Origin of the sequence: Azospirillum brasilense, from assembly GCF_003349955.1 — a bacterium.
Lineage (GTDB): Bacteria > Pseudomonadota > Alphaproteobacteria > Azospirillales > Azospirillaceae > Azospirillum > Azospirillum brasilense_B.
Genome location: NZ_QLKQ01000025.1, coordinates 36,300 through 49,452, shown reverse-complemented (window position 1 = coordinate 49,452; position 13,153 = coordinate 36,300). Strand labels below are relative to the sequence as shown.

Here is a 13,153-nt window from a genome sequence, read left to right as displayed (position 1 = left end):
TCAGCCCATCCCCTGGCCGAGCGCCCGCCCACGGGCGGCCCGTTCGCGCCGTGCCGTTTCGGCGGTCAGGACGTCGAGACCGGCGCGCAGTTCGGCGCGTTGCCGGGCGCGGCCCGGATCGCCGGCGCCGCCCGACCCGCCGGGTAGGGCCAGAAGCATCGCCTCGTTGACGGCGATGCGCGCCGCGAGCTGATCCGCCGGCAGGCCACGCGCCCGCTGGATCGCCTTGGTCCGCACCTCCTGGTCCGGCCCGTCCGGCGCCGGGGCGTAGAAGGGCTGGGCGGCGGCGCGGACCGGCGCCGGAGCCGGCGGTGGGGGTGGAGCCGCCGCGGCCGATGCCGTGGTCGCCCCCATGGTCGCCTGGTTCTCCCGCAGCGCGTCGGCCACCGCCCGGGCCTGTCCCTCGTCCGCGGCGTGGATCGTCACGGTGGACCGGGTCGGGTCGGTCGTGACGACGGAGGCGACCGGCACCCCGACCGCTTCGGCCTGCGACACGAAATCGGCGTTCGGGCGGCTCGACGGGAGGCCGTCCGCCCCCGCCGCCGTGACCTTGACCGGGTCGAACCGCACCTCGACCACGGCGCGGTCCGGCAAAGCCGGGGCTCCCCCCGTTTCCGCGGACGCTGGCTCGCGGCGCGGCGCCCCGCGTCGCGGTTCCGTCCGCTCCTCTTCCCGGCGCCCGAGGGAATAGAGGACCGCGCCGCGGCGCTCGTCCAGAGCCTGAGCGGCCGCCGCGGAGTCCAGGCGTCCGGTGGCCGGGAAGCGCCGCTCCAGCCGCTCGATCGCCCGCTCATCCAGGCGTGGGTCGACGTACCAGCCGTCCACCACGGGATCGTGGAGCGCGCCGGCGGCCCGCGCCTCGCGGGCCTCGTGCGGCGGCACGGCCAGCCATTGCCGGCGGGCGAGCGCTTCCTCGTACAGATCGAACCGCGCGTGAAGCATGGCGGCCCGGTCGGAGGACAGGTCCTGGGGCACGTAGACCATGCCGGTGCGGGGGTCGATACGGCCGCCCATGGTCACGGCCTGTTGCCGCTGTCCGGCCTCGACGTCGAGGAAGGCGCGGGGCTGGATCGCCGCCTGGGCGTTGGCGATGCGCTGCATCAGGGCATCGGGCGGCTGACCCTGGTTCCGCCGGTCCGCACCGCTCAGGGGGGTGGAGCGCGGGTCGAGCGGCGGCATGGCCTGGACCCTCGGCGCGGCGTCGCGCTCCATGACGGCGACCGCCGGCGCCGGTCCGTGCGGTGTCGGGCTGTGCGGTGTCAGGCTGTGCGGCGCCGGGGCCGCGTAGGACGGGCGGTCCGCCGTCGGCCGGTCCGCGGGCCGCCACAGCGGATCGGCTTCGGGTGTCGACGCCGCCAGGGAGCGGCCGTCCGGCGTGCGCGCGGCCACGCGGTCGCCGCCGGGGCGCCGGGCCGCGCCGGGCACCGCCGGACTGTAGGGCTCCGGAGCGCCGAGGCGGGAGGCCGTGTCGATGGCCGCGTCCGCCGCGGCGAGCGCCCGCGGCAACAGGTCCGGGTGCGCCTCGGCGACGCGGGGCGGAACGGCGTGGCCGGCGTCCAGGGCTTGGCGGAGCACCTGGTGGTGCAGCACCCGCGCCGCGGCGCCCGCGTCGCCACGCACCGCGGTGTCGTCAACCCGGACCTCCCATTGCGGCGCGTCCGCCGGCCAGCCGAACACCTCGATCTGGTTCTGGTACCCATGACGGTTGGTGTCGGCGCGGGCGTAGCGGGCGAGCGGTTCGCTCGCGCAGAACTCGACGAGGGTCTTTTCCCAGGCCGGGCGCTCCCCGGTCCGCCCGCCGGCACCGAGGCGCACCGGTCCGTCGGCGCCGCGCGCCACCGCCGGCTGCGTGCCTTCGACGGCCACCGGCGTGGCCTGGGAGGCGGTGGTCAGATCCGCCTGAAGCTGGCGGTCGCGGTCGACGAGCAACCCGGTGAGGCGGGCGCCGTCGCGGATGGAGTGATACCCCGCGCCTTCCACCGCCGCGCGGATGTCACGGTCCGAGGCGTAGCGCCGCAGAGCCCGGTAGAGCTGTTCGCCGGTCAGCGGCGGGCCGTCGTCCCGCGCCTCCTTGCGCCGGCGGCCGAGCACCGTGTTCATCGCCGAGCGTGCGGCGTTCGCGAGGCCGTTCTGCCAGCGGCCGGTGAAGGTCGCGTAGGCCTCGTAGGTATCGGCCAGCTTCTCCAGCCCGGCGCTGCGGGCGATCTTCGCCGCCTCGCGGACGGGGATCTTCGCCGTCACGTCGAAGACGCGCGCCCGCTCGGCGACGCGGCCCTCCACGGTCCGCTTGTAGATGTCCTCCCAGCTCTGGAAGCCGTTGCCCTCGAAGGCGTTGCGCATGCGGTCGGCGAAGCGGGCAAGCCCGCTCATGCCGGCGGGCGGCTTCTGGCCGGCCTTTCCGGCGAAGTACCGTTTGGCCGCCCATTTGGCGAAGGCCTCGGCCGCCCGGTCGTTGTAGCCGTGCTCCTGCGGGCGGCCGAAGGCGGCCTCGACCACCCGCTTCTCCTCCGGCTTCAGCAGACCTTCGATGGAATGGTAGATCTCGTGGTAGCCGGTCTCGACGGGGTCGCCGAGCCGGATGTCCTGGCTGATGGCGCAGACCTTGTGGGTCTCGAACCACAGGCCGAGGAGGGGCCGCCGTCCGGCATCGGCGATGCCCCCGATCGACACGTCGTCGGAGCCGTACAGCCGGTCGACGACGCGGATTTCCGCGTGCGGGTTGACCTGCCGGGCGATCCGCACCAGCTCCGCCCGGACCTGGCGCAGGGCGGCGGGGAAGGTTTCGTCCATGCCGCGGACGTGCTCGCCGGTGTAGTCGGCGAGCAGATCGAGGGCGGAGGGCGGAACGATGCCGGCCAGTGCCCCGTCCGGCCCCGCGGTCTGGAGGAAGTTGGCGATCGGCGCGCCGCGGTAGCGGCCGTCCAGAGTCGGGTCGCGGTAGAGGACGTAGCCGTTCTGCAGCGGCACCACGGTGCCGAAGGAGGACCCCAGCTCCAAAGCCAGATGTTCGTTGAGCATGCCCGCCTGACGGGTCTCGGTGCGGGCGACCTCGGCGTCTCCGGGGGTCGTGTTGATGCGCGCGAGCAGCGACTGGACTTCTTCCCGGATCATGTGCGCGTCCGTCTGTGGCGGGGTTGGGGGCGGCCGGACCGGTCCGCGGTCGGGACGGACGACGGCTGGCGCCGGCGGGGCCGCGGCGGGGCTGCGCGCCGCGGAGGGCGCGCCCGGCGTAATGACGACCGGCGCCGGACCGGACGCCGCCGGGGCGGGCGGGCGTGCGGGCGCCGCGGCCGTGACCGGGCGGGCAGCGGCCGCGCCGCTCTCCGGCGTCCGGACCAGCGGATCGGAACGGCGCTGAAGCGCCTCCAGCCGCTCCGGGGTGGGCGGCATGGCCTGAAGGGCGATGAGCCGGTCGACCCGCGGCGTCACCCCGGTCATCCGGGCCACGGACGCCGCCGGTTCCCCGACGGCCTGGAGGGCGGCCCCGAGATCGCCGGCGAGCCGGCTCCGCGCGGTGGCCAGGGTGTGGGCCGACAGCACCGAGGCGCCGCCATGGCCGCGGGCGATGCTGGCAAGGTCGGCGACGGCCAGCAGACCGTGCTCGTCGGCGACATCGTTCCACGGGGCCCCGGCGTGCCGGAGGCCTGCGGCCAGGTCGACCGCGGCCGCCTCGTGCCGGCGGCTGACGGCGTCCGGCCCCTGCTGGACCAGCGGCGCCAGATCGCGCAGCGCGGCGTCGCGCGGCCGTCCGCGCAGATCGGTCTCCACGAGCAGGAGATCGTCGAGCAGGCGGCGAATCTCCGGATGGGTTCCGGCCGGCCAATCGAGGGGCGTCGCCGCTGCGGCGGCGTGGTTCCGCTCGACCGGGCGCGCGGGCTGCGGCGGGTCCAGCGGGAGGGACGTCTGGGCGGGATCGGCGGCGAGAAAGCCATGCTGCCGCAACGCCGCCGCGACGTCCGGCACGGCGCCGGCCACCGACGCGGCGTCGGCCCGCGTGAACCAGGTCTCGCCGCGCCCGCTCGGGCCTTCGCCGAGGCGGGGGCGCAGCCAGTCCACGGCGTCGGCGGCCCGTTCGGCCAGACGGCCGTAGAGCACGATCTGCTCGCCGTCCACCTCCAGGTCGGCGGCCGGCTGGGGGGCGGCCTGCCGGGCGGATACCTGCGGGGCGGCCTGCGGCGCGGCGGGAGCCCTGGAGCCGGGCGCCGCAGCGGAGGCGGGCGCCGCCGGCACAGGACGGCTTTCCACCGCCTGGTCGGCTGCCCGGCCGGCCGGCGGCGCCGCGCCGTCCACGGCGACGAAGCGCCATTGCCGGCGGTCCGGGGTCTCGGCGAGAGCGAGACGGGTCTGCGCGGCGGCGAGGTCGCGGGCGACGGCGGGGCCTTCCTCCGCCGCGAAGGCCACCGTCGCCGAAACGCCGGTTCCGACCAGCCGCTCGGCCAGCAGCGGCGAGGCGGCGGCGGCGCGTTCGGCGTTGGTCCCGGCGATGACGTAGCCGCCGGCTTCGGCCAGGGCGGGCATCTCGCCGCGCCGCGCGCCCATGGCGACCGCCCGGTAGCGGTCGGCGACGGGGCGCGGCGACGCCGCGGACGGCGCGGCGGCCGGCGTTCCGGCCTCCGGACCGAACAGCTCATCGGCGGTCATCGAGGCGTACAGAACATGCACCGCGCCGGTGCCGACGCGGTCCCAACCGCGCAGCTGGATGTCGGTGGCGTTCTCCTCCAGCGTGGCGACGACGACCGGAACGCCGGCCGCCGTCAACGAACGGGCGGCGGCGAGAGCCTCCTTCAGCTCCAAGGTCATTTCCGCGAAGGAACTGCCGTTCTGCTCCATTTCGGAGAAGCCGGGCAGCGACGGCACAGCGTCGTGCGCCCGCCGCGCGTCGTCGTCGAAGGCCCGCAGGATCGTCGCCGGCGCCGCTCCGGGAGCGACGAAGCCCGCCGACGGGATCTGCCAGAAGATGACGGCGTCCCCGCCGAGCCAACGTTGCACGCCGGCCACCACCTCCTCTGCACGGTCGAGAGGGCTGTTCAGCGGCGGAACGTCCGGCTGCTCCAGGCGGATGCCCAGACGATCGTCGAGCTGGGGCGTGACGGCGTCGGCGACCTCGCCGCGGAAGCCGAGGCCGCGCCGCGGCTCCGTCCCGGCGAGGGCGGCCAGTCCGAGGTCGACGCCCGCCTCGTGGGCGCGCTTGGCGAGGCCGAGCGACAGCGTGCCGTTGGCGTCGGTGGCGAGGGCCTGGCCCTCCGCATCCCGTCCGAAACTGCGCCGGTGGGGCCCGACGCCGTCCGGCCGGTCCCAGGCGACGCGCAGCGCCTTGGCCGCGTTGTCCTGGGCGAAGCGCACCACGACGGTGCCCGCCTCGGGACGGTCGTGCATGACGACGCTGTCGAAGCCGGCGTGCTGCAGGCCGTCCAGGAAGCGGTCGGCGAGGTCGCGGCCGTCGGGGATGCGGTGCCAGGACCCGTCGCGGGCGGCGGTCACCAGGGCCTGGAGGTCCGCGACGCCCCGCGCGCGCAGCAGGTCGCCGTTGGTCGGGTGGTTCGACGGGTTCGGCGACATCGGCCGGGCGTCGAGCCAGACCGAGACGGCCTCGCGAAGATCCTGCGGCCATTCGGCGGCGGTGAGATCGGCCCGGCGACCGGCGTCGAGGTAGACGGCGACCGGTGCGGTCAGCCCGTCGGCGGCGCCCGGCGCGAAGGCCAAGCAGTCGGCGCGCTCGGTGTAGAGGGTGATGCGCCGGTCGGCGTCGGCGAGGTCGCGCAGCTCGGGCAGGTCGGGGTTGGGCACGGCGACCCACAGCGGGCGGGCGACGTCGAAGCCCTGGCGGCGCAGCTCGGTGACGTTGAAGGCGGCGATCTCGGCGTCGCGCCGGGCGGTCAGCTCGGCCACCTCGGCCTGCGAGCGGGCGGCGAACCACGCCTGCTCGCGCTCCGCCGCCTCCTGGGCGCCGTACAGCGCCTGCTCCATGGTCTCCGGAAGCTGGTCCGGCGCGAAGGCGAGATTGCCCGGGTCGAACACCGCCAGCATGGTCGGGTTGTCGCGCCAGTAGCAGTCGGTGTAGATGACGCCGCCGAAGCCGGCCGCCTCGAACGATCCGACGACGCTGTCGACCGCGTCGCCGGAATATTCGTGGTGCATGTCCACCCACTCGCCTTCGGCGACCATGTGCAGCCACTGGTCGAACTCGAAGCCGTGGGCGTAGGCGTTGTACAGCGCTTCCTCTTTCTGATCGTCCGTCAGTTCCCCGAACGGACCCCAGGTCGCCTCGAGCGTCTGCCGGTCCTCGCCCGGCAGACGCTCGAACAGGTCGTCGAAGTCGTTGTCCTCCAGATGACGAGAGGCGATGGCGCCGGCGACGATCGGGCCGTTGTGCTCGAACCACTCGCGCAGGACGGCCCGAACCTCCGGCTCGCGCCGTATGCGGGACCAATCGGTGAGATCGGCGAAGGGGCGTGTCTGGCGGACATAGACCGGGGCGACGTCCTCCTGACTCTGCTCGGCGGCGTCCTCCTTGTTGTCGTGAAGGAAGACGGGGCGCCGGTGCAGGTCGATCTCCGGCCGTTCGCCGTCGGAAACGCCCACCCACCAGGTGTCGGCGGTATCAAAGCCGCGGGCATGAAGCGCATCGAGCGCCGATCCGGTGAACGCCGGATCGTTCGGAGACACGCGCTCGCGCCAGGCGGAGGCGTCCTCCGTCTCCGCCGCTTCCAAATGCGGGCGCACCTCCTTCATGATGCGGTGGCGCATCAGGGCGTCGTTGCTAAAGGAGCCGTCGGCGTCCAGCCGCAGCCAGTCGGTGACGCCGGCGATGGCGTCCGCCGCCCGCGCCGCGGACTCGGGCAGGCGGAAGTCGCCCGACAGGCTGCCCGACCGCAGGCTGATCGCCGATCCCTTGGACTCGTGGACGAGGCCCCAGGTCATGTCCTCGGGGCCGAAGGGTGGCAGCCCTTCCACCGGCGCCACCGTGGCCATGCCGGTGATGCCCTCCGGCGGAACGGTCAGGCTGCAGTAGGGGATGACGGCGATGCCGAGGCCGGGCTTGACGAAGCCGGGCAGGCGCATGTTGCCGTAGCTCGTCGCGATGCCGACGTCGCCGCGCTGGAAGCCGCGGTTCCACATGTGGCCGGCGACGATGTCGCAGGCCTCGGCGTACAGGGCGTAGTCGGGGTCGGCGGGCAGGGCGGCCAGGGCTTCGGCGTGCTGCTGCCAGGCGTCCTGATAGGCCTGCCGGGCTTCCGCGCCGGCGAGCGCGCCGGTGCGCACGCGCTCCACCGCACCGCCGGGAGATCCCAGCGAGAACTGCGCCGCGCCGCGCGCCGCCGGTTCGGGAGCCACGGCGGGGACGGCGCGCAGCGCCTCCTCGCGGGACACCGGCAGCGCCAGCCCGCCGTCGATCAGCAGGAAGCCGGATTCCCGGCCCGACCGCCCGAAATGCCGGTATTCGTAGACGCCGTCCTCGCCGAGCGCGAAGCGGGCGCGGTCCGGCGTCACCGGCTCCCGCGCGACGAACCGGCGCTGCGGCGAACCGTCGGGACGCATCCCCTCGATCCGGGCCAGCCATGGGCGGCGGCCCTCGGCGCGCATCGGCGTCGAGGCGGCCCGTGCCGACACGGCGGCGCCGTCGATGGTCAGGGAGGGGGCGATCCAATCGAAACGCCGGTCCTCCTGGACGCGGTCGAGAAGGGCCTTGAGGGCGGCGCCGTCCGGAAGCTCGAGCAGCAGCTCGGCGCTGGGAAGCCGCTCACCGCTTTCCGTGCGGTCCGGGTCGCGCCGCCGAAGGACGCGCGCGCCCCGGCCCACCGCCATCTCGGCCACGCCGTCGAGGGCGGCGGCCTCCGCCGCGCCGAGCGCCAGGCGCGGCGGGGCGACGCGATACTGGACGGGCTCGGGCGGGGCGACCAACTCGGCGACCTGCGCCGCCGTCGCCGACGGCGTCAGGGCCAATTCACGCCGGGCGCTCCGGAGCAGATCGAGATCCGCGCCGAGCGAGGCGAGCACAGCGGCGGGCACGGCGCCTCCGGCGTCCCGGCGGGCGGCGACGGCGTGGAGATGGATCTGGGCGGCCGCGCGGGCGGGGTCGGCCGGATCAAGGCCGACGGACAGCCGGCCGTCGGCGGCGTAGAGCACGCCGCCCCTGGGAGCGTCGGCGAAGGCGGCGAGATCACCGATGGCCGCCTCGGCACCGAACTCGGCGGTGCGCCGGCCGGCTTCCTGGACGAACTCGTCGCGGGTCAGACGCCAGGGCGCGCTTTCGGCAAGCCAAGCGGGCGATGCGAAGGGCAGACGGCCGGTCCATTGGGCGAGCGCGTCGCCGATGCTGAACTGAGGGCGCTCGGTCGTGCCGTCGCGCGGAACGTCTTCCCCGCCCTCGGCGAGCCACAGCGTCGCGCCCACCCCCGCCGGACCCGACAGCGCCGCGGCCGAGGCGGGGTCGAGCTGCGGCAGCAACGGTCCGACCAGGGTGGCGACGTGCTCCGCCGCCCGCGCCCGGCGGGCCGCCGGTTGCGCGTCGAGGCGGCCGCGGGTGTCCGAGAGCCATCCCGGCTCGCCGGCGGCACGCAGCAGCATCTCCGCGGCGGACAGCCCGTGGACCGCGAGATCGCCGGCCAGATCCGGGCGCCCCCGCTCGGCGGCGTCGACCGCCGCGGCCCAGGCGTCCAGCAGATGCGCGTGGTTGGCGATCAGCGCCGCTTCCGCGGCCATCCTTTGGACGTCGCCGCCGAAGGGCACGGACTCATGGGACGCCGGCCGGCCGGTGGAGAACTGCACGGTCTGGGCGATGCGGCCGGCCGTGTCGGCCAGCGACGCCGGATCGATACCGGCCTGCTGGAGCAGGTCGGTGCCCCGCTCGACGGCCTGACGGCCGAAATCGGCAAGGTCATGGCCGAACGCGGCGAGGCGGGCGAACAGACCGCTCGCCGTCTCCCCGGCGGCCCCCGCCTCCAGCCGCGCCCGCGCCCCCTGCAGCAGGGTCTCTCCCTCGCGCATCAGGCCGTCGGCCTTGGCGCCCAGCTGTTCCAGCAGGCCGGGACGCAGGGCGTCCGCCGCGGCGCCCAGGGCGTCGGACAGGGTCTGGCGGGCCTGGAGGGAGACATCAACGATGGAATTCGCGGCCTGTCCGACCGGGTCGCCGGAGAGCCAATGGTGGAGACCGCGGAGGTCGGCTGCGGTGTAGTCCGCCGGCGATGGCCGGATTCCACCGGCGATGGCATCGAGAAGGTCGGCGCCGGTCGACCGGGCTCCGTGGACAAGCTCGGAGCCGGCGGTCATGGCGCCGTCGAGGTCGACGCTTGGAACGGTGGCGGCCACGGCGTCGAACCCGTCGCGCAGGATGCCGCCGGCTTCGGCGGCCAAGCGGTCGAAGTCGGCGGCGTGGGAGGTCCCGCGCGCCCAGTCGATGCTGGCCAGTCCCTCGCGCAGCCGGTCCGCCAACGGCAGATCGGCGACGTTCAGGAAGGTGCGGGCGAACAGGCGCAGATCATCGGCGCCGGTCCCGGGCAGCAGATTGCCGAGAACCGCGTGAAGGTCGGCGGCCAGCTCCTCGGGCGAACGGTCGGACCGTTCCATCGCGGTGCGGAGCGCGACGGCCGCCTCGTGGGCCATCGCGGCGGCGGCGTCGATGCCCGCGTCGATGTAGGGGCTGGCCAGCACGGCACCGTCATGGACCAGCTTCCCCGCCTGCACGAGCATCGACACGAGGCCGATCGCGCGCAGCGTCGGCATCGCCCGGTCCAGCAGACCGGCTTCAGGAAGGGGCTGGGGGTCGGCGCCGTCAGCACCGAGGGCGAACTGAGTGCGGGCGGCGTCACGGGACCGCGACCGTGAGCGCTGCCGTTCGGACATGGGGGCCTCGAACAGGTTCAGGCGGACGATGGGCTGTCCCGCGGCCGGGACGGTGTAAGGCCGGCGCGACGCCGCTGCGGCCTCGGCCGGCGCCGGCCGGCTCTCCGCGTCGACGGGTTCGGCCGCGCCGCGGTCAAGGCTCGCCGAGCGGACCCGCTGGGCGATGTGGCGCCACAGCGTGCCGAGCGGCGTCGCCGGGTCCTGGACCTCCGCGTCGGTGATGCGGTCGCCGCCGATCGCCGACCACAGGCCCGACACGGCGTCGACGGGCAAGGGCCGACCGTCGGTCAGAAGCGCCCGGCGCTGTGCGTCGCCGGCGGCGGCGCTGATCACCGCCCAGGCGTAGAGTTCGTAGGCCTCCTTCGAGCGGGCGCCGGCGACGATGGCCGGGCGCATGGCCAGGGCGATTTCCGCCGGCGTGGCCGCCGGCCCCGGTTCGCCGCCGGCGGCGCGCTCGGCCATGATCCGCTCGATCCGCTCGGCGGTGATCATCGCCTTGAGAGCCGTCGCGTCCGGGGACTTCAGCTCCGCGTTGGTCCAGCCGCAATCATGGACGGCGATCGGGCCGGTGAGCCAGGCCCGGTGGGCGGGGTGAAGCGGGCCGTGTTCCGGCGAGGCGAGCGCGATCAGGTCGGCGACGGCGGCGCGGTCCATGCCCATGTTGGCCAGCAGGATCAGGCGGGCCATGGTCGGCGGCTCGCCGGCGTCGGTGCCGGTGTCGGCGGTTCCGAGGCTGTATTGAACGCGGGTTCGGGCCGCCCGGCGCCCCTCGTCCGCATCGAGAACCCGCATGGCGGCGTCGATGCCCTCGGCCTCCATGACCTGCATGAGATCCCGATGCCGCTCCAGGTCGGCCTCCTCCCGCCGGGCGCGTTCGACCGCACGGTCGATCACCCCCTTAGTCCGGCCGGCGCGCAGGTCGGCGAGGTCGGCGTCCACCGACGCGGTGTTTCCGCCGGCGCCCAGAATGCCGTCGCGCATCGCCGTCACGCGTTCCGTCAGCAGGTCATGGGCGACGAGGGCTCGGCCCAGCTCCCAGCGCTGCCGCACCATCGCCTGGGGATCGCCCGCGCGGTTGAGGGCGCCGAGCGCGATCGGGGCGTGCATCGCCGTCTCCACCTCGGGATGGGCGATGAGCTGGAGGGCGTGGCTGAGGCCGGGTCGGTAGGGGTGGCGGAGCGCGTCGTCGAGGCTGTCGGGCTCCGGGGCATTGAGGCCGAAGGACTGGAGATGGACCAGTTCCGGGGACGCGTGCAGCGCCTCCGTCGCCACGGCGAGCTGGTGGAGGAGGAGGCGCCCCCGGTCCTGCTCGCCGTGCGGGAGGCCGGCGGCCAGGGCGTCGAGGTCGCGGGCGAGGCAACCGGCGTCGCCGGCGTAGAAGGAGGGAAGCTGCCGCAACGCGCGGGCGGCGCGGCGCGGGTTGGCGGCGTTGTCGGGCTCCGACGCGATGGCGTGGGCGGCCCGGTAGGCGGCGGCCACGCCGCTGTGCTGGCGCGGATCGCCGAGCGCGAGCCCGAAGGGCAGGACACCGTCCCGCGCCGCCTCGCCGATCAGCCGCTCGGCGAGCTTGGCGCCCTCCTCGATGACGCCGGGCGGCGCCAGTTCGGAGACGGCCTTCAGCGGCGCCGGGGTGACGTAGGCGGAGAGGTCGGCCATTCCGTCTTCCGCCGCGGACAGGATCATCCGGTCGAGGTGCGCGGGTCCTCCCAGGCTGTATTGCCGGCGGACCCTGCCGTCCGCACGCCGCGCCTCGGCTTCGGCCGCCTGGGGTTGAGCGCGGGAGGCAACGTCCCGGTCCTGCCCGGCTCCGATCACCAGTCCGAGGTTGCGGGCGAAGCGCGCCTGCGCCTGGGCGCGCAGGACCTCCGGCGCCTCGGGCGACAGGCGGAAAAGGCCGGGGACCCGTGTGGTGACCGCGGTCATCGCCCGCTCGCGGACCTCCCCGGTCAGTGCGTTGCCGTGCGTCACCGTGGCCGGGACGCCGGCGCCCGCCATCTGCAGGTAGGTTGCGTGGTAGAGGGTGGGGTCCTCGACCGTGGCGTCGACGTAAAGGTGCTGATGGGCGTCGATGCCCAGCTCGCGCAGCCGTTCGGCAACGGCGAGCGCGCCGGCACCGGCGCCGGCCGACGGGTCGGCGACGGCGACGTAGCCCTTGTCGTCGATGATCCTCTGCACGGTTTCGGCATCCGGAAACATCATCCGGGCCATGAACTCCGCCACCGGCGGCGGCGTGAGCGCTTCTTGCGCCACGCCGCGTTCCGCCAGGATGGGGGTGAGGAAGTCCCGTCCCGTCGCCTGGACCCCGGCGAGGGTTTCGGCGACCATCTGCGCGACGGCGATGCGGTCCTCGGGCCGTCGGTAGCGGCCCAGCGTCTTCAGGTAGCGCTCTTCCGACCGCCGCCAGGCGTCGCTCGGGCCGAAATAGACGCCGTTGCGCATCGCGTCGTAGCCCATCGACAGCGTGTCGGCGAGCACCTCCCGGTCGGAAAAGCCCGTGCTTTCCGCCACGAGGTCGAGGCGTCGCTCGAAGCTGCGGCGCAAGGCGGCGCCGCCGTCGATGAGGCTGGCGGACGGTTCCGGGGGAGCGCTGACGCTGCGGCGGACGGACTCATGTGCGGCCTGCAGCTGCTCCGGGGTCAGCGGCTCCAGACCGGACAGGCGCTGGGCTTCCCCGGGGAGGAGTTGAACGATCCGCGACCGGCCGTCATCACCATCGCCGAGCAGCGTGTCGAGGTCGATGCGCGCCGTGCCGTCGCCGACGCTGAACTGCGGCGCCGGCGACAGGTGAGCGTCGCGGAAGCCGGCGCTTGCCTTGCTCAGGCGCAGGCGCGCCCAGGTCACCGCGCGGTTCAGGAAGCCTTCCGGCGTTGCGGCCGCATCGGCCGCGGCGCGGACCGCTTCGTCGACGAGCGCCCGGGCGGCCTGCTCGGCCTCGCGCTTGCTGTCCGGCGACAGGGAGGCGAAGCGCCCGACCGGCCAGGCGGCCGGCGCGACCGACGGGGCGTGGCCCCATTCCAGCACCGCCTTCAGGGCGAGCTGCGTCGCCGCCTGCCGGTCCTCGGCGCCGCCGGACGCCAGGACGGCGATGCGCTCCAGCGTGGCGGCCCGGTCGGGCAGCGCCGTGGCGGCGCCGAACCCCTGGCGGGCGAGCGCGGTGGCGAAGTCGTCCATGGTCACCACGCGGGCCTGCCGGCGGGCGGCGGCGAGGGCGGCCTCGTTGACCAGCACGTCGAGGTCGGCGCCGGAGGCCCCGGCGGTCGCCTCGGCCAGCCGGACCACATCGATGTCGTGGCCGGCGATGCGGGCGGTG

General features: G+C 75.0%; 1 protein-coding gene (running past one end of the window). It reads right to left on the bottom strand.

Annotation, left to right across the window (positions count from 1 at the left end; all coding sequences use genetic code 11):
* Nucleotides 1-13,153 carry the 3' end of an AAA family ATPase gene (locus tag DXK32_RS13285; protein ID WP_114858942.1) on the bottom strand. It continues 13,967 nt past the right edge of the window, so 13,153 of the gene's 27,120 nt are visible here — the last part of the coding sequence; the start codon falls outside the window, past its right edge — the gene reads right to left on this strand; it ends in the stop codon at nucleotides 1-3.